The organism is Christiangramia fulva (genome assembly GCF_003024155.1).
GTDB lineage: Bacteria > Bacteroidota > Bacteroidia > Flavobacteriales > Flavobacteriaceae > Christiangramia > Christiangramia fulva.
Genome location: NZ_CP028136.1, coordinates 1,374,997 through 1,401,396 on the forward strand (window position 1 = coordinate 1,374,997; position 26,400 = coordinate 1,401,396).

The window sequence follows — 26,400 nt, forward strand, 5'->3', positions numbered from 1 at the left end:
AATTCTACCCTGTAATTACCTGTTTTTAGGTTGAAAATTTAGGTTAGGCTAAAAATAAAGTTTTATAAAGCCAAAAAAGCCTTATTTTTGTTTTATAACTCGAAAAGAATATGGGGATCAGTCTTTCTGAAGAAAACTATTTAAAAGCCATTTTTCATCTGGAAGGAACAGCAAAAAATGGCGTTAGCACAAATGCGATTGCCGAAGAAATGCAAACAAAGGCATCGTCGGTGACCGATATGGTTAAAAAGTTATCAGATAAAGATCTGGTGAAATATCGGAAATATCAGGGCGTGAAACTGAGTCCAAAAGGCAGGAAAGAAGCTGTAAAAATAGTGCGGAACCACCGTTTGTGGGAATATTTTCTGGTAGAGAAACTCGATTTTAACTGGGATCAGGTGCATGAGGTTGCAGAGCAACTGGAACATATAAAATCTGAAAAACTCATACATGAGCTGGATCGATTTCTCGGTTATCCGAAAAGAGATCCGCATGGCGATCCAATTCCAGACGAGGAAGGAAATTTTGCAAAAACCAGCCGAATTCTCCTGAGCGAATGCCGTGAAGGTGAAACCGCCATTGTGATGGGAGTTAAAGATTCATCGGCATCTTTTCTTCGGTATTTAGATAAGAATAACATTGCTCTTGGAAGTAAGATCACCCTTTTGCACAAAGAAGATTTTGATCAGTCTGTATTGGTGGAAACTTCAGAAGGGCAGATGAGTCTTTCCAAAAAGACGGCTTTTAATCTTTTTGTAAAAATACAGGAAAATGAAGGCTAAGGAAAAGCTGAAGAGATCTCTGGAAGAGGTGCATGGTTCGGTAAACGCCTCTGACCAAAAAACCTTTTGGAGGAAAATCTTCGCCTTTTTGGGCCCTGCCTACCTGGTAAGTGTTGGATATATGGATCCCGGGAACTGGGCCACCGATATTGCCGGCGGAAGCCAGTTTGGATATTCTCTGTTGTGGGTGCTGCTCATGTCTAACATCATGGCGCTATTGCTCCAGAGTTTGTGCACCAGGCTTGGGATCGTTAGTGGTCTTGATCTGGCACAGGCCTCCCGAAAAGAATATCCCAAATTTGTTAATTTTATTCTTTATATTTTGGCTGAAATAGCCATTGCTGCTACCGATCTTGCCGAAGTGGTGGGAATGGCCATAGGCCTTGAGCTTCTTTTCCATATTCCACTCCTTTGGGGCGTAAGCATTACGGTTTTTGACAGTTTTTTGCTGCTTTTTTTAATGAATAAAGGGATTCGCAGAATGGAAGCCTTTATCATTTCTTTGGTAGCGGTCATCGGTTTGTGTTTCTTTCTGGAATTGTTTTTCGCAAAACCCGATTTAGCTGAAATAGCAACTGGTTTTATCCCTGAAATTAAGAACAATCGTGCCCTTTATATCGCAATTGGAATTATCGGTGCGACGGTGATGCCTCATAATCTTTACCTTCACTCCTCGCTGGTACAAACCAGAAAGATCATACCAACTAAAGCGGGCATAAAACAGGCATTGAAGTATAATTTTGCCGATTCGGCAATCGCCCTGAATTTTGCCTTTTTTGTCAATGCTGCCATTCTCATTCTTGCCGCTTCGGTCTTTTACAAAAATGGAATTTACCAGGTTGCGGAAATTAAGGACGCCCATGCCCTGCTGGAACCTTTACTCGGAAGTTCTCTGGCACCTGTTCTCTTTGCACTCGCCCTGATCGCGGCGGGACAAAGTTCTACGCTAACAGGAACCCTGGCAGGACAGATCGTAATGGAAGGTTACCTGAATTTGCGGATTCAGCCCTGGGTACGAAGACTCATTACCAGGCTTCTTGCCATTATTCCCGCCTTGCTTACCATTTATTTTTTTGGGGAAAGTTCCACCGGTGAATTACTGGTACTTAGCCAGGTCGTGCTAAGCCTGCAACTGGGATTTGCCGTGATTCCGTTAATTCATTTCGTTAGTGATAACAAAATGATGAAGGGATACCAGATAAAATGGCCCATTGCAGCAGCTTCCTGGCTCATTACCATAATCATAGTTTCTTTAAATGTAAAGCTGGTAAACGATGAGATAATCAATTGGCTTCAGAATTCCGAAAACCCGTTTTGGATCTGGATTTTCGTTATTCCGGTTGCTATTGGGGCCGTATTGCTCCTTCTGTTCATCGGTTTATGGCCCTATATCAAAAGATTTTTCGCTGAAAAAGAGACCAAAATGGTCCCTCATATAACAGCTTCACAAATTGGGCAACTTTCTATTCCGAAAGCTTATCAGAATATTGCGGTAGCGGTCGATTTTTCTACAGCCGATAGTAAAAGTATCGCTTCGGCATTACAAATTGGAGGAAAAGAAGCAAAATACACCCTTGTTCATATTGTGGAAACGCCGGGAGCTATTCTTTATGGAAATCAGATAAAAGATTTCGAAACCTCCAGCGATATGGAGTTTCTTGAAGATTATAGATCGGAGCTCGAAAATAACGGCTACCAAATAAATATTCAACTCGGTTTCGGGCTTTCCAAAAAAGCTTTGCCAAAAATTGTAAATTCCGGTGATTTTGATTTACTGGTTTTAGGTAGTCACGGCCATGCCTTTTTTAAAGATCTCCTCTTCGGAACTACCGTAGATAAGGTTCGCCATCGTATTAAAATACCAGTTTTTATTTCATAAAATTCACAGAATATGCAAGGAGTTATTGAATATTTTAAAAGTATTGATCCCGTTCTGGCGGCTCTTTACGCAACAATTTTCACCTGGGGGTTAACCGCTTTAGGAGCTTCACTGGTTTTTCTTTTAAGAGGAATGAATCGAGCATTTTTTGATGGAATGCTGGGTTTTACGGGGGGTGTAATGGTGGCAGCCAGCTTTTGGAGCTTGCTTGCTCCGGGAATTGAAATGAGCCCGGGGGAAGGTTTTGCAAAGGTAATTCCGGCTGTGATCGGCTTCTCGCTCGGCGCCCTTTTTATTTTCGCACTTGATAAGATCCTGCCGCACCTGCATGTAAATTTTAAAGAAACTGAAAAAGAAGGGGTAAAAACTGCCTGGCATAAATCTATACTTCTTACCCTGGCTATTACCTTACATAATATTCCTGAAGGGCTTGCTATTGGAGTGCTTTTTGGGGGTGTGAGCGCCGGCTTTGAGGGCGCAACCATTGGAGGGGCCGTTGCTCTGGCCATTGGTATTGGTTTGCAGAATTTTCCTGAAGGTTTTGCCGTGGCTATGCCTCTACGCCGCCAGGGACTCAGCAGGTGGAAATGTTTTAATTACGGCCAGCTTTCTGCAATAGTTGAGCCTATTGCCGCGGTTTTAGGTGCCTGGGCGGTGATGACCTTTAAACCTGTCTTGCCCTATGCTTTATGTTTTGCCGCCGGCGCCATGATTTTTGTGGTGGTAGAAGAGGTGGTACCAGAATCACAGCAAAGTGCGCATACTGATATCTCAACACTTGGTTTTATCGGAGGATTTATGATTATGATGACGCTGGATGTGGGACTTGCTTAATTGCAACAAAGCTTGTTCCGGATCGTCTTTAAAATAAAACAATTATGAGAATATTCTTAGCGGTATGTTTAATGCTTCTGGCCGAAACTTCTTTCCCGCAAACCGGAGAAGCCGAAAATTTCAGAAATATTGGCGAGGAGCTCTGTCTCGGAGGTAAGTTAGCGTTTGAAGATTATTCCATAGTCTTTTGCGAAGTGATCTCAGATTCACGCTGCTCAAAAGGAGTTAACTGCATCTGGGCCGGAGAAGCAAAGGTAAAACTTGAATTTTTTAAAGGAAATAGATCGTTGGGTACAGGAATTTTTACTTCAGCCGGAACTTCATTAGCTGAATTTTTTGATAAAAATAATATTGAGATTAGCAGATTTTCACTTTATCCATATCCGGATATCCGGCGGAAAATAAATCCTGAAGATTATTCCTTATTTATTGAAATTTCCGAAAAAGTAGATTGACCTTTAATGATCGCAGCCACAATCAGAAACTCCGCAGGAACCTGATTTCTTTTTTCCACCTAAAAACGCTGGCTTCCAGATGAACTTGGTCACCAGATAGCCAGCAGCAATCAAAAAAATTATAAATACTAATATTTCCTGTAAACTTACCATATTCTATGTGTCGTTTTTACTGTCTATAAATTACTATTTTAACAGCTGAAATGCAAGTAAAGCAACCAAATATGCGAAGCTGCTCATAACAATCAACTGTAATAACGGCCATTTCCAGGTATTAGTTTCCTTTTTCACAATGGCAAGCGTACTCATACACTGCATCGCGAAGGCATAAAAAAGCAGCAGGCTCACGCCGCTTGCAAAGGTGAACAAGGGACCACCTAGAACCGGGTTTGTTTCCGCGGCCATTCTATTTTTGATGGTTTCTTCCTCATCACTTCCCACACTATAGATAGTAGCCAAAGTCCCTACAAATACCTCCCGGGCGGCAAAAGAACTGATAATGGCAATCCCAATTTTCCAGTCATACCCCAGAGGTCGTACAATCGGCTCGATTCCCTGCCCCATGATGCCGATATACGAATGTTTCAATTTATAAGAAGCGATTTGATTTTCGAGTTTTTGATCGGAAACATTCGCAGGATTCTGATATTTTTCCTTAACGATTTCTTCGGCGTTTTCAAATTTATCGCCCGGCCCATAGCTCGCCAGCACCCAGAGGATAATAGAAATAGCAAGGATAATTTTTCCGGCGCCGAAAACGAATGATTTTGTTTTCTCAACTACATTTATACTGACATTTTTCAGCATAGGCAGCTTGTAATTAGGCATTTCAATTACAAAATATCGTTTGGATTTGTTTTTAAGGATCTTGTTGAGGATCCATGCTGAAAAAATTGCCATTCCGAAACCGATAAGATAAAGCAGCATAAGGGTTAAGCCCTGATAATTCAGTCCGAGTATCGTCTTATCGGGAATCACTAGCGCGATGATAATTAGATAAACGGGCAAGCGTGCCGAACAGGTGGTGAACGGAACCACCAGAATGGTGATAAGACGTTCCTTCCAGTGTTCAATATTTCTTGTAGCCATGACTGCGGGGATGGCACAGGCGGTTCCAGAAACCAAGGGAACCACGCTTTTTCCGCTTAAACCGAACTTTCGCATAATCCTGTCCATTAAGAAAACTACCCTGCTCATATAGCCCGATTCTTCAAGAATGGAAATAAACAGGAACAAAAATGCGATTTGAGGAATGAAAATGATAATTCCGCCCAGGCCGGGGATTATTCCTTCAGAGATGAGGCTTGTAAAAGGTCCGGCTGGTAAAACGGCATTAGACCATTCTGCCAGCTTCGCAAATTCGGTATCAATAAGATCCATGGGATAACTTGACCAGTTATAGATAGCCTGAAAAATGGTTAGAAGAATGGTAAAGAATATCAAATATCCCCACACTTTATGAGTGAGAATGCGATCCAGCCTGGAACGAAGATCGGTGGCAGCATCTTTATCTATCGTTAAAGTCTCTTTTAAAACTCCGTTTATGAACTGATATCTTAAAATTGTTTCCTTTTGCTGAAGCCTTTTAAGATCACTTCCCGACTTGGTATTGAAATCAGCGGCGTTGTTGATCCCTGACCTGCTGATGTTGCCAAAATTGACGTCCTGGGTGATCACCAACCACAACTTGTAAAGCGACTGGTTGGGAAACATTTGTCGTAGATTATTAAAATATTCCGGGTCAATAATTGAAGCATTTAGGCAGGGCTCTATGGGTAAATGCCGATAATTGATAATGAGTTCTTTTAAATAATCAATTCCCATCCTTTTCCGGGCGCTCACGAGGGCGACCTTAGTCTTCAATTTCTCTTCAAATTCCTCAACATTAAGGCTGATGCCTTTTCTTTTCATCCTGTCGGCCATGTTTACCACCAGGATGGTAGGAATACCAAGATCTTTTACCTGGGTAAAGAGGAGTAAATTTCTTTTCAGATTTTCCACATCGCTTACCACAACGGCAACATCGGGATAATCTTTATCATTTTTATTAAGAAGCAGTTCGATGACCACGTTCTCATCAAACGAAGAAGCATTCAGGCTATAAGTACCGGGCAGGTCAATGATATGGGCTTTTAACCCCCGCGGAAGTTTACAAATGCCTTCTTTTTTTTCAACAGTAATTCCCGGGTAATTCCCCACTTTCTGGTTAAGGCCGGTTAGCTGATTGAAAACAGAGGTTTTGCCAGTATTAGGATTTCCTATTAAGGCAACATTGATTTGTTTTGCCATATTAGCTTATCAATTCAATTTCGATTAAAAGGGCAGTTTCTTTTCTAATAGCCAGATGACTTCCGTTGATATTCAGATACATCGGGTCTTTGAAGGGAGCGGTTTGTACCAGCTCGACCACATTGCCGGGCAGGCAGCCCATTTCCAGTAACTTTAAAGGGAGCATATCGGCCGAGAAGTCTTTGATGATCCCGCGCTGGCCCCTTTTGAGATTAGCAACCGTTACCTTCATTTTTATTTAGATTGATTTTAAACAAGGCAAAAGTAATGGAATTTAGACCAATAGAAAAGTGAAAGCATAAAAAAGTAAGTTTACTTATATTCTTTTTCCAGAACCCCAATATCGTGCATAAGCTGTTCGATAGCTTTTGGGTCGGTCCCGTCATAAAATCCCCGGATTCGCCGTTCTTTATCCACAAGCACGAAATTTTCGGTATGGATCATATCATACTTCCCGCCATCTCCGGTAGTTTTGGTAGCCAGGTACGATTTTCTAGCCAGTTCATAGATTTGCTTCTTATCGCCGGTAACAAGATTCCATTTTTCATCGATAACACCTTTTTCTTCGGCGTATTTCTTTAAGGCCGGGACACTGTCGGCCACCGGAAAAACGCTATGGGAAAGCAATAACACCTCAGGGTCGTCTTTGATTTTTTCCTGTATTTTCACCATATGATCGGTCATTATAGGGCAAATGGTCACACAGGTAGTAAAGAAGAAATCGGCCACATAGATCTTATTTTTATAAAAATCCTGGGTGATGGTATCACCGTTTTGGTTTATTAATTTGAAATCGGCAATACGGTGGTATTTCCGAACATTCTGAACGGTAGAATCTACCAGTTCGGCATTTACCATATCAGGCTGATATATAGGAAGCCTTTCTTCGGGTTTGTAAAGATTGTAGATGGTGTAAATAATGATTACAGAAAGTATAAACATTACAATAGCGAATGTCTTATAGCGAGCAAAAAACTTTAGCATTCTCAAAATTTTGGCAAAGTTAAAGGCTGAAAATGAAATAGAAGAATTCTACCTGTAAAAATTTCAATGTCTGCTGGAACTCAAAAATATAAACTTTCGTAGGAGAGTAGAAAAACTTACTTTTGTGCGATTTAAAAATTGAAGCTACTTAATGGATCCATTTTTAGTAAAAGCCATACAATTAATACTCAGTTTGTCCTTTTTGATCATACTTCATGAAATGGGGCATTTCATTCCGGCGAAACTTTTTAAGACGCGGGTAGAGAAATTTTTTCTGTTTTTTGATGTGAAGTTCGCCCTTTTTAAAAAGAAAATTGGTGAAACCGTCTACGGGATCGGTTGGTTACCTCTTGGGGGTTACGTAAAGATTTCGGGGATGATCGATGAAAGCATGGATAAGGAGCAGATGGCCCAACCGCCTCAACCCTGGGAGTTTCGAAGCAAACCAGCCTGGCAGCGATTGATTATCATGCTGGGAGGGGTTACCGTGAATCTGGTGCTGGGATTCCTGATCTATATGATGATCATGTTCGTTTGGGGCCGAGCCATAGTGGGGCCCGAACAAATGTCTGAAGGTTTTGCAATTGCTGATACTTTTAAACAATATGGATTTGAAGACGGAGACAGGATCCTGAAGGTAAACGGAAAGGATTTTGAAAATAGCCTCGACATTAATAAACATCTTTTTTTGAGGGATGTTCGAAGCATTACGGTTGAACATCAAAATGGGGAGGAAGAGACTATTTCGATTCCTGATGAGATAGGCATTAAAATGTTTCATGAAGGAATCATGCAACCTTTTGTGCCCATTAATCACCCGGTAATAGATACGGTAGCGGCTAATATGGCGGCGGCAAAAGCCGGTCTACAGAAGGGTGACAGCATTATTTCACTTAATAAACATGATATTGGATACTGGCATGAAATCGCGCCAATTTCTGTGGAAAATAAACAGAAGGAGATCGAAGTGGTTTTTGAAAGGGACGGGGAGATCCTCAGCCGTAATATCGAACCCGACGAAGAAGGTAAGTTGGGAATTGGTCCGCTTACCAATATCAAAATTAAAAGAAAGACCTACGGATTCCTTCAAAGCATCAGCAAAGGTTTTGATTATGGTTACTGGACCCTTCGGGACTATGTTTACCAGTTCAAATATGTATTTACCAAAAAAGGAGCCAGCCAGTTAGGAGGTTTTGGAGCTATTGGCGGTTTATTTCCCGATACCTGGAACTGGATGGGCTTTTGGCATACCACAGCTTTACTTTCTATCATCCTTGCTTTTATGAATATTTTGCCTATTCCGGCTTTAGATGGGGGGCATGTAATGTTCCTGCTTTATGAGATGATCACCGGCAGAAAACCGAACGATAAATTTATGGAAATTGCACAGATGGTAGGCTTCTTTATTCTTATCGCTTTGGTACTTTATGCTAACGGAAATGATATATATCGCTGGTTATTTGAATAGTATCAAAAAGGCAAAAAATTTCATTCAAAAAATTTAAATTTTGTTTTGACAGCATTTAAAAATTGATTTATATTTGCAACCGCTTTTAAAGCAAAACATTCCTCCTTAGCTCAGTTGGTTAGAGCATCTGACTGTTAATCAGAGGGTCCTTGGTTCGAGCCCAAGAGGAGGAGCAAACAAAGCCAGCCGGAAGGTTGGCTTTTTCTATTTCAGTTTGGGCGAGAAGTTTATCCTGAGCGCCGTCGAAGGGTTTATCCTGAGCGCCATCGAAGGGTTTATCCTGAGCCCCGTCGAAGGGAGCCCAAAGAGGAGGAGCCAGTAAATAAGAAGCCTTTCGAGAAATCGGAAGGCTTTTCTTTTTTTTGGGTACAACATAGGTACAACAAATTTTCATTTACTTTTTTAACACTTCAGTGCGGGACTTGGCATTTTCAGTGATCTTTAGAAATATTTCCATATAAAATAGTTTGGAAAATCAAATTTTAATTCGAAAAACAAGATATAGGTATATTTAGGGAATATGATCCCCGAAAAATGGTATATTTGGGGAATATAATCCCTGAATATGATTAAAAGAATATTAGAAAAGAAAATAGAAAATCGATTTGGAACTGGGAAGGCCATTCTTTTAATTGGTCCAAGGCAGGTAGGTAAAACTACCCTTTTCAATAAATTATTAGAAGGGAAAGAATTCCTTTTTTTAAATGGAGATGACCCAACGGTAAGAAAATTATTATCCAACCCTAATTTAGAACAACTCAGAAATATAATAGGGACTCATAAAATAGTTTTTATAGATGAAGCCCAACGTATAGAAAATATTGGGCTTACCCTCAAATTAATTACTGATCAAATGAAATCAGTTCAACTTTTAGTCAGCGGTTCGTCAGCCTTCGAATTGAACAACCAGACTCAAGAACCGTTGACAGGCAGAAAATGGGAATATCAGCTCTATCCTATTTCCTGGAATGAATTTGAATCACATATGGGATTTCTTAAGGCGGAGCAACAGTTAGAATTACGAATAATATATGGGATGTATCCTGATGTGATAAATAATTTCGGCGAAGAAAAGGATATTCTAAAACAACTAACGGATAGCTACTTATATAAGGATATTTTGAGTTATGGCGGAATTCGGAAACCAGAGGTCCTTGAAAAATTATTACGGGCCCTTGCCTTTCAAATTGGCTGTGAAGTGAGTTATAATGAATTATCCCAGTTATTAGGAATTGATAAAAAGACAGTAGCAGCCTACATTGACCTCCTTTGCCAGGCGTTTGTAATATTCAAACTTCCAAGCTTCAGTAGAAATTTACGAAACGAAATAAAAACTAATCATAAAATATTCTTTTATGATACTGGCGTCAGAAATATGGTAATCGGTGATTTAACGCCTTGGGAAAATAGACAGGATAAAGGTAATTTATGGGAAAACTTTTTGATAGCTGAACGTCTAAAGAACAGGGCCTACAATAATTCCCTTGCTAAAGGGTATTTTTGGAGAACCGTGAAACAACAGGAAATTGATTATATCGAAGAAGAAGCGGGAATATTAAAAGGCTTTGAAATTAAGTGGAATCAAAATAGAAAAGTAAAAGTACCTAAGAAGTTTTCAGAAACATATGATGCGAAGGTAACGATTATCAATAGAAATAATTTCAGAGATTTTTTAAAAAACGGATAAATCCATGTTCAGGTGATAAAAACCAACCTGGCCAGTTGAATTTATCACTTGAACATGGCATATACTATAAAAAAATAATGGCCGTTATCTATGTCTATTTTATGTTTAAATGTTTATTAAAATCGTGCGATATGAAAATCAATAAATTTTTACCGGGAATTTTACTTTTCGCTGTGTTATTTCAATCGTGTTCAGAAAATGATAATACGGTTGCGCCAGATTTGAATGCGGTGGCTTTTTCAGCCGATGCACATGTAAGAACTTCAACTCTTCCCCAAAGTATTTTGGATTATATAACAGTTAACTATCCTGAACTCACAATTATTAAGGCTGAGGTTGAGGATAATGAAAATTATGAGATCACGCTGAGTGATGATACCGAACTTATATTTAATGCCCAGGGGGAATTTCTTGGTATCGATGATGATAATGAGGATGATTTTGGTGATGAACATATACAAGCTTCCGCTTTACCTCAAAATATCCTGGATTTCATTCATACTAATTATCCTAATATCAATATTGAAAAGGCCGAAATGGAGAATAATGGAAATTATGAAATCAAACTGGAAAATGACCTTGAACTAATTTTTGATGGGCATGGTAATTTCTTAGGCCAGGGCCAGGATGAAAATAATGACGACCAGGGAGAAGATCACGAAGATCTTAGTCCAAATGATCTGCCTCAGGTAATAAAGGATTATATAACCGATAATTATCCTGATAATACCATAATCGAAGCCGAGATGGATGAAGAAGCTTATGAAATTACCCTGAATAATGGTGTTGAATTAAAATTTGATCAGGAGGGGAATTTTGTTTCTTCGGAAGACGGAAATGGAGAAAGTGAAGACGAGCATGAAAGTGAAAACGATTAACAAATTCAACTAGGAAGGCAAAAACTTTTTGGCTCCTTAAAAATGATTTTCTTTAAAAGAACTGCTAAAAGCCAGCCAAAAGGTTGGCTTTTTCTATTTCGGTTTGCGCGAAAACCTGTTGCCGCAGGCAGAGGAGGCAAATGTTTTAATAAAACATCACTTTTGTTGGCTGAATAACCAATCCATCAGCATTGGGTCGCTGTAAGCAGCTATCCATGAAAAATGACTAGTTTCGGGATATTGAGTATATCCTGGATGAGCACCTGCTTTGGTTAAGGCTTCTACCATATTCTGTGATAAAACGGGATCTACAGTTCCGTCTAATGCTCCATGAAAGATCCAGATTGGAATATTTGCAATAGTTTCTGCTTTTGAAACATCACCTCCTCCGCAAACCGGAACTGCAGCGGCGAATAGCTCTGGATAACGCGTAATTGCATCATACGTGCCAAAACCTCCCATTGAGAGTCCGGTTATGTATATTCGATTGGTGTCAACCGGCAACTTTAATACAGCTTCGTTAATTAATTCCCTTAGAAGTTCCATAGGCCGCGTTGGTGAAGGTTTAAGAGCCATATCTTCCTCAGAGAAATTGGCCCAACTCATATCTTTTGGGCACTGAGGGGCAATAACAATAGGATGATGCATTTTCATATTTTGGTCTGAAGCAAAATTCAAAACTCCCCATTTTAATTGAGCTTCATTGTCATCGCCTCGTTCTCCCGAACCGTGTAAAAAAATTACTAGTGGATATTTACTTGTAGGGTTATAATCTGATACAAGCATTCTATAATTTAAGGTATCACCTTCAGCGCTTACATATTTTTGATAGCTAAAAAGAGCCGATTGTGAAAATGAGTTGGTAATGCTTCCGAAACACAAAAGCACTATACTCCACGCAAATAAACTTGATTTTAAGAATTTCATATTTTTCAGATAAGAGAATTGAAAATAACGGTTAGAAGATTCGGGTAAGCCCATATATTATGGAGTCATAAATATTATTTGATTTAATATCTGGTTTCTTAAGGTAACCAATTTAGCTCTTTTCTATGAAACCCGGCATTTTCGATAGCGCCGTTGACAGCTTTTCTGTATTCTTATTTCTTTTGAAAAAATTTATTGGAGATTGGTAAAAATAGCAATATTGAGATAATAATTAAAAGTACGATATGTGTAAACATCTCAACAACCGAGTGTAGTGCACTAATAGCAATGTGATAACTCATCCAGAGAATCGCTAACCATCTTGCCCACTTGATCCTAAAAAGTAACAGCACGCCACAAACTATCGCTAAAACTCTTAAGATTAAAACCCAAACTGATTCATACCAATCTGTTATATGAGATTTGAAAAATTCCTGAATATGATATATTAAACCCAAAGATCCAGCAAGAATAAATAAAATTGCCACAGTAATAACTGGAAAAGGCCTGCCTTTCATGCGGAAAGCAATTTAAATTTTTCATTTCAAACTAATTTAGCTCTTTTTTGTGAAACCTGACATTTTCGATTGCGACTTAAGTTCTTATTTGAAACTACCCGACTTATTCAGTTTCTCTACTATTTTTTTTCGAATTCTATTTAAAGAATCCGGGTAGTTCCACATGGGCTGGTATGCTTTTCGGAAACGCCATACAAAAAGCAGCCAAAAAAAGGCTATTACAATTCCAAGAATGGGATTAGGTTCAAACATCAAATGTGTCAGCAAAATGGAATGATGAAGGGTGCTAACAACACTAGTCCTAATGGTGCGGTTCGTTTAATAATTATGAGAATTCCTGAAGCAACGTAAGTAATTGACATCACCGGACTAATAAAGCCTTTTGAGAAAATAGCCTCAGCAAAGGCTTTTACTGCCGGACTGCCCGGATATTCTGAACCAGGCAAAAAACTCGCAATTACCAGTAAAGATTTTAAGCCAATAAGTAAAAATAGGAGAGTAAAAATCCACCTTAGTACCGAAAGTAATTTATCAATTTTCATATTGGAAAAATTTAAATGAAAATCGGGGGCTTACCTTAACCAGCCTCTGCATATATTTATTTTTAATCTGAAAGTTTTTAAAAATATACTCTGCTATTATTTATGATTGGGAGCATCAACTAAACCCAGGAATTCTTTGGCATTATCGTAAAGGATCATCTGTTTCTCTTTTTCCGTTAAAAAACCGAGGGCGTTAAATTTGTCTATTGAAACTACCATGCTTTCCGGCCATACCATTTGATCTGTACCGTACATTACTTTGTTAAGAACGCCGTAGTTTTTACACTTTTTAAGAAAATTAACAGCTATCTCTTCTGATATTGGGCTGGCCCAAAACAAAACCCCTAAATCGGAATATACATTTGGGTAATATGCCATTAATATTACTGCATTTTCCCAAAAGATCGCGCCGGCATGTTGTAAACAAATTTTAATATTAGGATAGGTGGCAATAATATCTTCAATTAATGCAGGGTCACCTTTAAAAATTCTTTTTGCTTTACTTTCGGAATGTGGAGCGGGAGGACCTGTGTGATACATTACCGGTATCCCGTATTTCTCGCATATTTCTATATAGGGTTTGTAAATAGGATTGGTTAATGTAGTACCGTCATAGACTGAGCCTACCTCTCCAAAAACTTTAATTTTCCCATTTTTAATTAACTGCTCAAATTCATCTACCGGAATCAAATCTGTACCGGCACTATAGCCGGGAATAAATCTATCATCAGCTTCCATCCATTTTTCATTAGCTTTTAAACTGTTGCTAATAACCGCGTATTCAATATGTAAAGAATCCATTAATTCTATCGTTCGTTTGAGATGCCCTTTAGCCGTAGCGGGGGAGGATATATTTCCTAACGGATAGGGGCGACCTCCATAATAATCTTCATCAGTATACGAATGCAGGTGCACATCTATAATCTGGCTTATACCAATATTGATACAGAAAATCAATAGGAAACTTAAGCTGATTTTTTTCATCGCCTTTATTTTTTGTTCCTTTTCAAGTAAGATTATTTTGCAATATAAAAATTAAATGTTTGAAAATGAATCATTTAGATATAATTAAAGTGAGAAAGTTGTGAATTTTTTACAATTCATTTCAGGGCACTCCTCCATCACTTCATCACTCCATCACACGATCACTCCATCACACGATCACTCCCTTACTTTCCCATCTCTTAAATATTATTTAATAAACCGGTAATACCTGGGTCATATCAGTTTTCTTTATTTGCCTAGTCTTTTAGACACACACTTTAAAATCGTTAAGTTTTTGTCGACTGGATTCGAGTGTGTGGGCTGTCCTATTTTCGGACAGCCCTTTTTTTAAATGATCTAAAATAGTTAATACTGGGAAAACATTAACTTAACATTACTTCTGTTTCTTTGTGCCCGACAAAAACTTAGAAACGATTTTAAAATGAAATTACGTATTGGGGTCTTAATGGCCTTTACCTTCCTATCAGTTAATGTATTCTCTCAGGAAATCAGTGACACGAAATTTGGAAAAGGAATGTTCAATTTTACTGCTAAAGATAGTTCCTTCAGTGTAAATTTCGCACCGCGTATACAATTTAGGTCTATGACAACCTGGAATTATGACGGCGAAAATTTTGGGAACCCTGAACAGAATTTTCTTATAAGGCGAGCTCGCTTAAAATTTAAAGGTTTTGCGTATTCACCTAAATTACAATATAAAATAGAATTAGGATTGTCTAACAGGGACATCTCAGGCGCAAATCAATTCACCGGCAATGCGCCAAGATTCATTCTTGATGCGGTGGTCATGTGGAATTTCTATGAAAATTTTGAACTCTGGGTGGGCCAAACAAAATTGCCCGGAAATATAGAAAGGGTGATTTCTTCTGGAAACCTGGAGTTTATTGACCGTTCTATTCTCAACAGCCATTTTAACCTGGACCGCGATGTTGGCTTCCAACTGCGACATCTTATCCACTGGGGAGGAGATTTCTACACCCGTGAAAAATTTGCTTTCTCCCAGGGCGAAGGAAGAAATATAACAACCGGTAATCTTGGCGGATTTGAATATACAGGAAGGTTGGAATTACTTCCATTTGGAGAATTTGAGCATGGAGGAGATTATTCTTCTGCCGACCTGGTGCGGGAAGAAACTCCAAAACTTATGATGGGTTTTACTTATGATTTCAATGATAATGCAGTAAAAACGCGTGGAAATCAGGGGTCTTATATGTTTTTATCCAATAATGACCTTTATCAAACCGATATTACCACTACGTTTCTGGACGCTATGTTCAAATATGAGGGATTTTCCCTAATGACAGAATATGCTCATAGAAATGCCAAAGAACCGGTGGCCATGCAGCAGGGAGAAAGTACTCCTACAGGCGATATTGTTTTGGAAGGAAATGCTTTCAATATCCAGGCCGGCTATGTGTTCCCCAGCAATTATCAAATTGCTGCGCGTTACACAGAAAACAGCTATGCCAATGTTACAGGCGAAGCCGATAGAAATGAGTATACTTTAGGATTATCTAAATATATTGTAGGGCATAAACTAAAAGTGCAGACTGATTTTAATTATGATACTCTTGGCGGTATACAAGATGAAATTAGCTGGAGATTAGGTTTTGACCTTCATTTTTAAATGAAATAAAAAAGGGGAAATACCCTGTTTAATTATAAAAAATGGAAAATTTTTATTTATTGATATTGGTCGCACTTGCCGTTCTTGCGGTGGTTGACCTGGTTGTTGGGGTTAGCAATGACGCTGTTAACTTCCTCAATTCTGCTATTGGCTCTAAAGGCATCTCCTTTAAAAGCATCATGATCGTTGCCAGCCTGGGGATTTTCATTGGCGCTGTTTTCTCTAGCGGAATGATGGAAGTTGCCAGAAAAGGAATCTTTGTGCCCGGGGAATTTTATTTCGATGAGATCATGATCATTTTTATAGCGGTCATGATCACCGATATTTTGTTGCTCGACTTCTTTAACACCATTGGGCTGCCCACCTCCACAACGGTTTCCATAGTTTTTGAATTATTAGGAGCGGCAGTGATAATGGCTCTTATTAAAGTAAGTGCCAATGATACTGAATCTTTTACCGATGTTTTAAAATATATAAATACCGATAAGGCTTTGGAAATCATTTCAGGCATCTTTCTTTCAGTGATCGTTGCCTTTACTGTGGGAGCCATCGTGCAATGGCTTTCACGGCTGGTTTTTACTTTTGAATATGAAAAGAAAGTAAAGAATTTCGGTGCAATATTCGGAGGGATTTGTCTTACTGCCATTGGCCATTTCATTATTTTTAAAGGTCTGAAAGGCACTCCTTATTATGATGATTTCAAAGGATTTATTACAGATCAGGTTTACCTTATTTTAGGGGTAGGCTTCGTGTTCTGGACGCTTTTCTCCTATCTTTTTCAAAAGATTTTCAATAAAAGTATTCTTACTGTGGTGATTGCCGTGGGAACTTTTGGACTTGCGCTGGCTTTCTCTGGAAACGACCTGGTAAACTTCATTGGGGTTCCTATGGCCGGATATCACTCTTATGAAGCGTGGATTGCTTCGGGACAACCGGCAAGCAGTTTTTCTATGAATGTGTTACAGGAAAAAGTACCTGCTGAGCCATTATTGCTTTTCATCGCAGGTGGCGTTATGGTGCTCACCCTGTGGTTCTCAAAAAAAGCCAGAAGTGTTGCCGAAACCGAAATCAATCTTTCCCGGCAGGGACACGGTTCTGAGAAGTTCAATCCGAATATTCTTTCCCGTTCGCTGGTTAGCGGAAGCACGCGTTTGGTTTCTTTTTTAAGAGCCACCGTGCCTGTGGGAACCAAGCAGCGAATAAGTAAAAGTTTTGAAAAACCTGAAGAAGATGTGGCTGTCGCACTTGATAAAGACAAGCCTGCTTTTGACCTTATTCGGGCCTCGGTAAACCTTACCATTGCAGGTGTCCTGATCTCGATAGCAACCTCATATAAACTTCCGCTTTCCACAACCTATGTTACTTTTATGGTGGCGATGGGGACTTCGCTGGCCGATCGTGCCTGGGGAAGAGAGAGTGCGGTTTATCGCGTTGCCGGCGTTCTTAATGTAATTGGCGGGTGGTTTTTTACTGCTTTCAGCGCTTTTGTGGCAGCTGGAGTCCTTACCTATATTATTTTCCTCGGAAGAGGCCCTGCAATAGCTATTCTTTTGATAATTGCCATAGGATTGCTTTTCAGAAATTACCTGGTGCACAAGAAAAACCAATCTGCTAAAACCGATACTTCCGGACTTAAAAAATCGGAAAGTAAAACTGTTCAGGGAATAATTTCCGAAAGTGCCGATAACATTTCAGATGTGATTAGGCGCACCAATAAGATCTATTCTGATGTGATCGAAGGCCTTGCAAAACAGGAGAAGTCGAAGCTTAAAAAGAGTAAAAAAGGTGTTGCCAAACTCGATGCTGAAATCGAGGAACTTCGGGATCATATCTTCTTTTTTATAAAAAGCCTTGATGAAAAAAGCGTACGCGGAAGCAGCTTCTATATCACCATTCTGGCCTATCTTACTGATGTTGCTCAATCGCTTGAATTCATTTCGAAAAAGAGCTACAAGCATGTGAACAATAATCATAAACCCCTTCGCTATAACCAGATCAATGATCTAAAAGAGATCGATGAGGTCTTGAAAAAGTTACTTGAGGAGATCGAAGAGGTCTTTAATGAACGTAAATTTGATAAGATAGAAAATATCATCGCTCATAAAGAAGTGGTCCTGGCCAGACTTTCAGAAAAACAGGAAAAGCAGATCAGCAGGACAAGAACTGAAGAATCAAGTCCAAAAAATACTACTTTGTATTTCAATATTCTGCTTGAATCCAAAGACCTGGTGAACGGGATCATGAATCTCCTTCAGGAATACAATGCGAGTTATAAGAAAGTATAGGTTTTAGACTATTTTTTAATTAAAAAGCCGCTCAAATGAGTGGCTTTTTCTTTTCCTGACCATATTCTGAATTTTGAATGTTTTTCAATATATTAAATACACATTTTAAAACTGTGTTATGAAAATCGTTCTTCAGCAAATAGAAATAGAAGTCGCACAGGGCGATATCGCAAATCAACCAGGGATTGATGCCGTTGTCAATGCTGCTAACGCCGAATTGGCACCGGGCGGAGGCGTTGCAGGCGCCATTCACTCTGGAGCAGGCCCGAAACTTTACGAAGAATGCCGCAAGTTGGCTCCCATAAAACCCGGGCAGGCTGTGATTACCAGGGCATATGATCTTCCTAATAAATTTGTTATTCATGTTCTGGGGCCCGTTTATGGAAAAGACAAACCTGAAGATCAATACCTCTCTTCCTGTTACCGGAAGGCATTTTCTCTGGCAGAAGAAAGCAAAATTAGCTCAATAGCCTTCCCCGCTATTTCAACAGGAATTTTTGGATATCCTCCAGAGGAGGCTGTAAAGGTAGTTTTTAATACGGTTTTAAGTGAACTACCTAACCTAAAACACCTTAAAAGAATTAAATTTGTGTTGTTTGGTGAAGAAGACCTTCATCTTTATGAAAATAAACTGAAAGAGATTTCGGTTGGTTAACACATCTTTAATGCACAATTTTTCAGCTACGTATACAGACCAGTATCAATTAGCGATGGCCCAGGTCTATTTCAATAAAGGGCATCGAGACCACAAAGCCGTTTTTGATTATTTTTTCAGAAAACTTCCTTTTAAAGGCGGCTATGCCGTTTTTGCAGGTCTTGAAGAATTACTCGGAATCATCCAGGAATTACGATTTGAAGAGCGGGATCTTCTTTTTTTACAGGAACAGGGCTTTAAAAAAGATTTTCTGAAGTACCTGCATAACTTCCAATTCCGCGGCAATATACGTTCTGTAAAAGAAGGCGATATTGTCTTTCCTACCAGGCCTGTTTTGCAGGTAGAGGCAAATATTATTGAAGCGCAGATCATTGAAACGCTGTTGCTCAACCATCTTAATTTCCAAACCCTTATCGCCAGCAAGGCGAGTCGGATAAGACTGGTGGCGGGAGATTCCAAACTTCTTGATTTTGGCTTGAGAAGGGCCCAGGCTACGGGAGGTTATTTTGCATCGCGTGCTGCCATCATCGGCGGCTTTGATGGTACCAGCAATGTAATTGCTGCCAGGGATTATGATATTCCCGTTTCGGGTACCATGGCTCATTCTTTTATCCAAAGCTATGACGACGAACTTAAAGCTTTTCGTGATTTCGCCGAAAGCAGACCCGAAAACTGTGTTTTGCTGGTAGATACCTACAATACGCTAAAAAGCGGTATTCCCAACGCCATAAAAGTGGCAAAAGAAATGGAAGAAAGGGGGCAAAAACTACTGGCCGTGAGACTGGATAGCGGTGACCTTTCTTATTTTGCCAAAGAAAGCAGAAGAATGCTCGACGAGGCAGGTCTGGACTATGTAAAAATTGCAGCTTCCAATCAGCTTGATGAATATGTGATTAAAAGTTTACTCGAACAGCAGGCGCCCATTGATGTTTTCGGCGTGGGAACCAACCTCGTAACTGGCGCTCCCGATGCCGCTTTGGATGGCGTTTATAAGCTTTCCTGGTCGGGAGGTGAACCCCGGATTAAAATTTCAGAAAGTATCGTGAAAGTAACGCTTCCACATAAAAAACAAGTCTTCAGAATTAAAGATTCCAACGGGAAATGTATCGGCGCTGATGCCGTTGCATTGGAAAATGAGGAAAGGGTAGAAGAAATGTTCCATCCGTTTGAACCCTATAAATCTTTACAATTAGGCCAATTTGAACAGGAGCCTTTGCTGCATCCCGTGATGGAAGGCGGGGAGGTTTTACACGAAAAAAGGTCCCTGGAAGAGATTGCCGCTTATAGTTTAAAAAGACTTTCTGAGCTCCCTATCGAGTTTAAGCGGTTTAATAATCCACATATCTATAAAATCGGGATCAGTGAAAAATTGCGGGAAGAGCGCGACAAACTCATCCGTCATTATAAAAACACATAGTATGAAAACACTTGTGATCATCGATGTTCAAAATGATTTTATTCCCGGCGGAGCACTGGCAGTTCCCGGTGGAGATGAAATAGCGCCGCTGATTAATAAACTTCAGGAAAAATTTGATCTTGTGATCGCAACCCAGGACTGGCATCCGCAGGGGCACGCCAGTTTTGCTTCGGGCCATGAAGGCAAAGAGCCGTTTGATCAAATTGATCTGGATGGAATTGATCAGGTGCTGTGGCCAGATCATTGTGTACAGAATTCAAAAGGTGCCGAGTTTCATCCCGACCTAAAAACATCCAGAATAGAAGCCATTTTCCGGAAAGGTACCAACCCGAAAATCGACAGTTACAGCGGCTTTTATGATAACGCACATCTGAAATCGACCGGTTTGGCGGGTTATTTAAAGGAAAAAGGAGCTAAAGAACTGTTTTTCGCTGGTCTTGCCGGAGATTATTGCGTTTATTTTTCTGTAAAAGATGCGTTAACCGAAGGTTTCAATGTTACTTTGATCGAAGACGCTACACGAGCTCTGGATGAGGAAAATTTTAAAAAAGCAAAGGAAGATATTCTTGTAAAAGGCGGAAGGATCATCTCATCTTCTGAAATAAAATCCTAGAAATTCAGCACATAGATATACCCGATGTTTATCCAGAAAGCAAAGTCGTTAAATTTGTTTTGAAGGCCCACCGGAGATAATCCTTCAATAAAATCGGTATCATAATACATCCATCGGCCTTCTATTACAATATCACTTCTTCGGGTATAATGATAGCGAAATCCGCCGCTGCCTATAATAGCGAAAGTATTTCCACTTTCCAGATTTAAACCACCCTGGAAAGTCCGGAACAAAACTTTTGGGCTGTCTATGGGGCCAAGGTCGGAATATGCACCGGGATGATAGTTAACAAATTGAACTCCCAGGCTTATATAGGGCCCGAATAATACTGAAAAATCTCTGAATTCCTTTATTCCGTAAAAATGATATTCAAGGGAAGTTCCCACCTGCCACAGGGCGGTTTTTCCATGCATGGCCCGTAGCATCCGTCCGCTTTCATCATTGCCTTGCGCGACGGGACCATAATGTTCTAATTTGGAATGAAAATAATCAATTTCGTTTCGAATTCTAAAATGTTTGCTGAAAAACCATTCCCGGCGTTTACAGGTACATTCAGCGCGGTAGGCGAAATCCATATAATGTACAAGCCCGACTCCAAAACCTTCATTATCGAGGTTATTCCGCAAATTGAAACGTTCGCCATAATCAGTAAAAAAAGCGGCAGGACCGGCCAGTACCCCAACTTCATTTGAAATATGAAATTGGGCAAAACCCTTCCCCGGCCAAAGCGCAATGAGAAGTAGGAGTACAAAAATTGCCCTGGGTTTAATCATGATGACAGGCTTGGAGTAAAGCAAATATAGCAAAACTACATTAACGCAATTTTAGCTTAATATCGTATAAATACTTATTTCAGGCCTAAAAGTTAATTTTATATCAAAACCCAAAATGAAACATTTAATCGTTAGAGAATATTTATATTTGCCATGCAAAATGGACAAATTTTTTATAATTTAATAATACTGCCATTCATTATGGACAAAAACATCAAAGAATTTCTGGATAAGGTGTCTGCCCGAAACCAGAACGAACCAGAATTCATGCAGGCGGTTCATGAGGTTGCTGAAACCGTAATTCCTTTTATAGCTGAGAATAAAAAATATCAAAACGCCATGCTTTTGGAGCGAATGGTAGAGCCTGAAAGGGTTTTCATGTTCCGTGTGCCATGGCTGGACGATAAAGGGAATATTCAGGTTAACCGCGGATTCCGTATTCAAATGAATTCGGCTATTGGACCTTACAAGGGCGGACTTCGTTTTCACCCTTCTGTAAACCTTAGCATATTGAAATTCCTGGCTTTCGAGCAGGTTTTCAAAAACAGCCTTACAACCCTTCCTATGGGAGGTGGTAAAGGTGGTTCAGATTTCGATCCTAAAGGAAAATCTGATAACGAAGTAATGAAGTTCTGCCAGAGTTTTATGACCGAACTTTCAAAACATATTGGTGCTGATACCGATGTTCCTGCCGGGGATATTGGCGTTGGAGGCCGCGAAATTGGTTATCTTTTTGGTCAGTACAAACGAATTCGAAACGAATTCACGGGGATTTTAACCGGAAAAGGCCTTTCTTACGGAGGTTCTCTTATTCGTCCAGAGGCTACCGGCTACGGTAACGTGTATTTCACTCAAAATATGCTCAAGACGAGAGGTGAAAAGATCGAGGGTAAAACCGTGGTGATCTCCGGAGCCGGAAACGTGGCGCAATACGCTGCCGAAAAAGCAATTCAGCTTGGTGCGAAAGTAGTTACCATGTCTGATTCAGGCGGATTCATCCATGATTCTGAAGGAATCGATGCCGAAAAACTTCAGTTCATTATGGAATTGAAAAATGAGAAACGCGGAAGGATCAGCGAATATGTTGATGAATATTCTTCAGCAAAATACTACGATGGAAAAACTCCGTGGGAAATCAAATGTGATATCGCCCTTCCTTGTGCTACTCAGAACGAGTTACATGAAGATGACGCGAAAACCCTTGTAGATAACGGTTGTATGTGTGTTGGAGAAGGAGCCAATATGCCATGTACGCCAGAGGCTATCGAAGTGTTCCATAAAGCGAAGATCCTTTTCTCTCCGGGTAAAGCTTCTAACGCCGGTGGTGTGGCCACTTCAGGGCTTGAAATGTCACAGAACTCCATCCGTTACAGCTGGACTGCTGAAGAAGTTGATAAAAAACTACATGAGATCATGAATAATATCCATGAGAAATGTGTGGAATATGGAACCCAGAAAGACGGTCATGTAGATTATGTTAAAGGTGCAAACATTGCCGGTTTTGTAAAAGTTGCCGATGCGATGCTTGCCCAGGGACTTGTATAAAAATTAAGAGATATACACTGAAGAGCCGCTTGAAAAAGCGGCTTTTTTTATAAATTCAATCCAAACTTTCTGAATGCTCGTTTCTACCAAAGCCATAGTCATAAGTGCCCTGAAATATGGAGAGGCTGATCTTATTGTGAAGCTTTACACACTTTCTGACGGGCTGCGGACTTATATGCTTCGCGGAGTTTTGAAGTCGAAAAAAGGAAAATTCAAGGCTTCCATGTTTCAGGCCCTGACGAAACTGGAGATCGTGGCAAATCATCGCAATACCGGGAAACTGGAATATCTGAAAGAGGCCAGGGTGGAGGGTGCTTATGCGAGCCTGCACACCAATCCGGTGAAATCGGCTATGGTGATGTTCCTTTCAGAAATGCTAAAGAACACCATCAAAGAAGAGGAAGCGAATCCTGAACTCTTCGGATTCCTGGAAAAATCTTTTGAATTTCTCGATCATACCTCTAAAATGGCCAATTTCCACCTGTTCTTTCTGCTGAAGCTCACTCGTTATTTGGGATTTTACCCTGAAAACAGAAACAGCGATTTTCCTGTTTTCAACTTGCTGGAAGGCGTTTTCCAGGAAATTCCCACCAATGATTATTGTATTGAAGGAGCAAACGCAGACTTGTTGAAGCTTTTTCTTAACGCAGATTTCTTTTCTTTGCAGGAAATCAGGTTAAACCAGTCGCGCCGCAATGAGTTTCTTAATATGCTGCTGCTTTATTACGAGCTGCATATCGAGAGTTTCAGAAAACCAAAATCGCTGGCCGTGCTGAATGAAATTTTTTAATTGATGAGATCCCGACTCTTTGTATTCTTTTCCCTTCTTTTTTCTATTTGTGAAGCCCAGGAAATAAAAGTGCTTGAAAAAGATACCAAACAGCCGCTTTCTAATGTGGCAATTTTTAATAAAAACAAGTCTGAATTTGCGGTTACCGATAGCCTTGGGGTTGCCGATTTATCAAAATTCACTGCTTACGAAGTTCTTACCTTCAGCTCGGTAAGCCATCTGGATCTCTTTCTCACCAAAAAGGAAATTTTACAAAATAACGGCGTTGTACTTATACCCCTTGATGAAAATGAGCTGGACCAGGTGGTGATTTCGGTGGCGCGTTTTAAACTTCAAAGGGACGAAATTCCTCAAAAAATAGTAAGTATTTCACCTTCCGAAGTTCAACTGGCGGCTCCCCAGACTTCAGCTGATCTTCTTGAAAGTACCGGCCAGGTGTATGTGCAGAAGAGTCAGCTTGGTGGAGGGAGCCCCATGATTCGCGGCTTCGCAACGAATCGTTTACTGATCACCGTCGATGGCGTTCGTATGAATACGGCTATTTTTCGTAGCGGAAATCTTCAAAATGTGATTTCCATAGATCCGCTTTTTATTGATAAGGCCGAAATTATTCTCGGTCCCGGTTCGGTAGTTTACGGTAGTGACGCGATTGGTGGTGTGATGAATTTCTATACCCTGGAGCCGAATTTTAGCATTGACGAGAACACTTCTTTTTCGGGAAATATTTATTCGCGTTTCGCCACCGTTAATAATGAAAATACGGTACATACGCATTTGAATATAGGCAGGGAGAAATGGGCATTTATGTCGGCCGTTACCTATTCCGATTTCGGCGACCTGAAAATGGGAAGCCACGGCCCCGATGATTACCTGCGTCCCGACTACGCTACTCGTGAAAATGGAGAGGATGTGATGGTTGAAAATGAAGATTCGGAAGTGCAGAAACCCACAGGTTACAATCAGCTTAATCTGCTTCAAAAAATAAATTATAAACCATCGGGAGACTGGAATTTTGACCTTGGACTAATCTATTCTGAAACCTCTGATATTCCTCGTTATGACCGACTTTATCGAAAAAGAGACGGCGTTTTTCGGTCAGCTGAATGGTATTATGGTCCGCAGAAATGGCTTTTGGGAGACATCAATATTGGTCATTCCGGTAATTCTGCATTATATGATAAGGCGAAATTCACGGCTGCCTACCAGTTTTTCGCGGAAAGCCGGCACGACCGGGCTTTTGGTGACCCAATTCTTTTTTCCACGGAAGAGAAGGTCAATGCCTGGTCGGCAACTCTCGACTATGAAAAGGATTTTTCAGATTCCAAATTGTTTTACGGATTCGAATATGTAATAAATACTATCAATTCTGAAGGAAATTTCCGAAATATCGAAACTGAAGAAACCGGAGCTACAGCTAGCAGATATCCCGATGGTTCCAGTTGGCAATCGATGGCTATTTATGTGGGCCATCAGTGGCGTCTTCAGAATGATCTTTCGCTGCAGTCAGGATTGAGGTACAATCAGGTGCTCGTAAATGCCAGTTTTGAGGATCAATTCTATGATTTTCCTTTTGAAAATGCCGATATCAATACCGGTGCCTTAACCGGAAGTCTCGGAATTAACTGGAAGCAAAGCGATTTTTTAAGATTACGGGCAGCTGCTTCCACAGCTTTTCGTGCGCCAAATATCGATGATATCGGGAAGATCTTCGATTCGGAACCGGGATCGGTGGTGGTGCCAAATCCCGACCTGAAACCGGAATATGCTTATAATGGTGAAATTGGGGCCGACCTAAATTTTAACGAAAAGATAAAATTGACGCTTAGCGGCTATTATACGTATCTCGATAATGCGATGGTTCGAAGGGATTTTTCCCTCGACGGAAAAACATTCATCGATTACCAGGGAGAACCAAGCCGGATTCAGGCGATACAGAATGTATCTCATGCCTATGTCTATGGTATTGAAGCCGGCCTGGAAGCTAATGTCACCGAAAATCTTCAGCTGAATTCCCAGTTTTCATACACCTATGGAAGGGAGGAAGAAGGTGGCGAATATGTGCCTTTAAGGCATGCCGCGCCCTTATTTGGGAATGCGCATTTGATCTGGCAAAAACGCAAATTCAAATTCGATATTTTTACCGAATACAACGGTCAATTTGACTTTGAAGACCTGGCACCGGGTGAACAGGATAAGCCTTATTTGTACGCTTTGGATGAAAATGGAAACCCTTATTCCCCTTCCTGGTACACGCTGAATTTAACCGGACAATACCGTATGAATTCCAACTGGCTGGCGACTGTTTCCGTAGAAAATATTACCGACCAGAGATATCGCACTTATTCTTCAGGTATTGCTGCCGCCGGGCGTAATCTCATTATCGCCCTTTCATATTCATTTTAGGAAATTCCTGTAAGAATGTTAAGATTCAGTTAATTATAAAACGA

Annotated in this window: 24 protein-coding genes and 1 tRNA gene; 16 read left to right on the plus strand and 9 right to left on the minus strand. The window is 40.2% G+C overall.

The window, feature by feature from the left end:
• The first annotated feature begins 110 nt into the window (after positions 1–110).
• From C7S20_RS06360 to C7S20_RS06375, 4 genes are read left to right on the plus strand one after another with little or no spacing between them, the layout of a single operon-like run.
• Positions 111–782: a metal-dependent transcriptional regulator gene (locus tag C7S20_RS06360; RefSeq protein ID WP_107011699.1), complete on the plus strand. Its 672-nt coding sequence runs from the start codon at positions 111–113 to the stop codon at positions 780–782.
• Complete coding sequence (locus C7S20_RS06365; RefSeq protein ID WP_107011700.1) at positions 772–2,661, plus strand: Nramp family divalent metal transporter; 1,890 nt, start codon at positions 772–774, stop codon at positions 2,659–2,661. The genes C7S20_RS06360 and C7S20_RS06365 overlap by 11 nt, the downstream gene beginning before the upstream one ends.
• 12 nt (positions 2,662–2,673) lie before the next feature.
• Complete coding sequence (locus C7S20_RS06370; protein ID WP_107011701.1) at positions 2,674–3,495, plus strand: ZIP family metal transporter; 822 nt, start codon at positions 2,674–2,676, stop codon at positions 3,493–3,495.
• A gap of 44 nt (positions 3,496–3,539) precedes the next feature.
• Positions 3,540–3,950 carry a hypothetical protein gene (locus tag C7S20_RS06375; RefSeq protein WP_159039884.1) on the plus strand — a complete coding sequence of 137 codons (411 nt, stop codon included), beginning with the start codon at positions 3,540–3,542 and terminating at the stop codon, positions 3,948–3,950.
• 3 nt (positions 3,951–3,953) lie between these two features.
• Here the strand turns inward: C7S20_RS06375 and C7S20_RS06380 are convergent, their stop codons facing one another.
• The 4 genes from C7S20_RS06380 to C7S20_RS06395 form a co-directional block, all read right to left on the minus strand.
• Positions 3,954–4,103: a FeoB-associated Cys-rich membrane protein gene (locus C7S20_RS06380; RefSeq protein WP_107011703.1), complete on the minus strand. Its 150-nt coding sequence runs from the start codon at positions 4,101–4,103 to the stop codon at positions 3,954–3,956.
• A gap of 33 nt (positions 4,104–4,136) precedes the next feature.
• Positions 4,137–6,239, minus strand: coding sequence for a ferrous iron transport protein B (gene feoB / locus C7S20_RS06385; RefSeq protein WP_107011704.1), 2,103 nt, complete (start codon positions 6,237–6,239; stop codon positions 4,137–4,139).
• 1 nt (position 6,240) lies between these two features.
• The gene (locus tag C7S20_RS06390) at positions 6,241–6,471 is read right to left on the minus strand and encodes a FeoA family protein (RefSeq protein ID WP_107011705.1); all 231 of its coding nucleotides are present in this window, start codon (positions 6,469–6,471) and stop codon (positions 6,241–6,243) included.
• An 80-nt stretch (positions 6,472–6,551) separates the two neighbouring features.
• Positions 6,552–7,223: an SCO family protein gene (locus C7S20_RS06395; protein ID WP_107011706.1), complete on the minus strand. Its 672-nt coding sequence runs from the start codon at positions 7,221–7,223 to the stop codon at positions 6,552–6,554.
• A 151-nt stretch (positions 7,224–7,374) separates the two neighbouring features.
• Here C7S20_RS06395 and rseP point away from each other — a divergent pair, with 151 nt between their 5' ends.
• From rseP to C7S20_RS06415, 4 genes are all read left to right on the plus strand, one after another.
• Complete coding sequence (gene rseP / locus C7S20_RS06400; RefSeq protein WP_107011707.1) at positions 7,375–8,691, plus strand: RIP metalloprotease RseP; 1,317 nt, start codon at positions 7,375–7,377, stop codon at positions 8,689–8,691.
• Between the two features lie 99 nt (positions 8,692–8,790).
• A tRNA-Asn gene (locus C7S20_RS06405) sits at positions 8,791–8,864 on the plus strand.
• Positions 8,865–9,256: 392 nt separating this feature from the next.
• Positions 9,257–10,378, plus strand: a complete 1,122-nt coding sequence (locus C7S20_RS06410; RefSeq protein WP_107011708.1) for an ATP-binding protein — start codon at positions 9,257–9,259, stop codon at positions 10,376–10,378.
• Between the two features lie 131 nt (positions 10,379–10,509).
• Complete coding sequence (locus tag C7S20_RS06415; protein ID WP_159039885.1) at positions 10,510–11,256, plus strand: PepSY-like domain-containing protein; 747 nt, start codon at positions 10,510–10,512, stop codon at positions 11,254–11,256.
• A gap of 156 nt (positions 11,257–11,412) precedes the next feature.
• Here C7S20_RS06415 and C7S20_RS06420 read toward each other — a convergent pair whose 3' ends face one another.
• From C7S20_RS06420 to C7S20_RS06435, 4 genes are all read right to left on the minus strand, one after another.
• Positions 11,413–12,183: a carboxylesterase family protein gene (locus tag C7S20_RS06420; protein ID WP_159039886.1), complete on the minus strand. Its 771-nt coding sequence runs from the start codon at positions 12,181–12,183 to the stop codon at positions 11,413–11,415.
• 173 nt (positions 12,184–12,356) lie between these two features.
• Positions 12,357–12,701, minus strand: coding sequence for a hypothetical protein (locus tag C7S20_RS06425; protein ID WP_107011711.1), 345 nt, complete (start codon positions 12,699–12,701; stop codon positions 12,357–12,359).
• 260 nt (positions 12,702–12,961) lie between these two features.
• Positions 12,962–13,243, minus strand: a complete 282-nt coding sequence (locus C7S20_RS06430; RefSeq protein WP_107011712.1) for a hypothetical protein — start codon at positions 13,241–13,243, stop codon at positions 12,962–12,964.
• Between the two features lie 96 nt (positions 13,244–13,339).
• Positions 13,340–14,227 carry an amidohydrolase family protein gene (locus tag C7S20_RS06435; protein ID WP_107011713.1) on the minus strand — a complete coding sequence of 296 codons (888 nt, stop codon included), beginning with the start codon at positions 14,225–14,227 and terminating at the stop codon, positions 13,340–13,342.
• Between the two features lie 442 nt (positions 14,228–14,669).
• On the opposite strand from C7S20_RS06435, the gene C7S20_RS06440 reads away from it, so the two are divergent.
• The 5 genes from C7S20_RS06440 to pncA all read left to right on the plus strand — a co-directional run bounded on the left by C7S20_RS06440 (position 14,670) and on the right by pncA (position 20,845).
• Positions 14,670–15,875, plus strand: a complete 1,206-nt coding sequence (locus tag C7S20_RS06440; RefSeq protein ID WP_107011714.1) for a porin — start codon at positions 14,670–14,672, stop codon at positions 15,873–15,875.
• 41 nt (positions 15,876–15,916) lie between these two features.
• Entirely contained in the window at positions 15,917–18,160 is a 2,244-nt protein-coding gene (locus C7S20_RS06445; protein WP_107011715.1) for an inorganic phosphate transporter, read from the plus strand.
• Positions 18,161–18,278: 118 nt separating this feature from the next.
• Complete coding sequence (locus C7S20_RS06450; protein ID WP_107011716.1) at positions 18,279–18,815, plus strand: macro domain-containing protein; 537 nt, start codon at positions 18,279–18,281, stop codon at positions 18,813–18,815.
• 10 nt (positions 18,816–18,825) lie between these two features.
• Entirely contained in the window at positions 18,826–20,232 is a 1,407-nt protein-coding gene (locus C7S20_RS06455; RefSeq protein ID WP_107011717.1) for a nicotinate phosphoribosyltransferase, read from the plus strand.
• A gap of 1 nt (position 20,233) precedes the next feature.
• A complete protein-coding gene (pncA, locus tag C7S20_RS06460) occupies positions 20,234–20,845 on the plus strand; it encodes a bifunctional nicotinamidase/pyrazinamidase (RefSeq protein WP_107011718.1) in 612 nt (203 codons plus the stop codon).
• On the opposite strand, the gene C7S20_RS06465 is transcribed toward pncA, so the two are convergent.
• Positions 20,842–21,618, minus strand: coding sequence for a THC0290_0291 family protein (locus tag C7S20_RS06465; RefSeq protein ID WP_107011719.1), 777 nt, complete (start codon positions 21,616–21,618; stop codon positions 20,842–20,844). The genes pncA and C7S20_RS06465 overlap by 4 nt on opposite strands.
• Positions 21,619–21,819: 201 nt before the next feature.
• Between C7S20_RS06465 and gdhA the strand changes: the two genes are divergently transcribed.
• The 3 genes from gdhA to C7S20_RS06480 all read left to right on the plus strand — a co-directional run bounded on the left by gdhA (position 21,820) and on the right by C7S20_RS06480 (position 26,356).
• Positions 21,820–23,163 (plus strand): NADP-specific glutamate dehydrogenase, encoded by a 1,344-nt coding sequence (gdhA, locus tag C7S20_RS06470; RefSeq protein WP_107011720.1) that lies wholly within the window; start codon positions 21,820–21,822, stop codon positions 23,161–23,163.
• A 73-nt stretch (positions 23,164–23,236) separates the two neighbouring features.
• Positions 23,237–23,953: a DNA repair protein RecO gene (recO, locus tag C7S20_RS06475; RefSeq protein WP_107011721.1), complete on the plus strand. Its 717-nt coding sequence runs from the start codon at positions 23,237–23,239 to the stop codon at positions 23,951–23,953.
• 3 nt (positions 23,954–23,956) lie between these two features.
• The gene (locus C7S20_RS06480) at positions 23,957–26,356 is read left to right on the plus strand and encodes a TonB-dependent receptor (RefSeq protein WP_107011722.1); all 2,400 of its coding nucleotides are present in this window, start codon (positions 23,957–23,959) and stop codon (positions 26,354–26,356) included.
• The last annotated feature ends 44 nt before the right edge of the window (positions 26,357–26,400 follow it).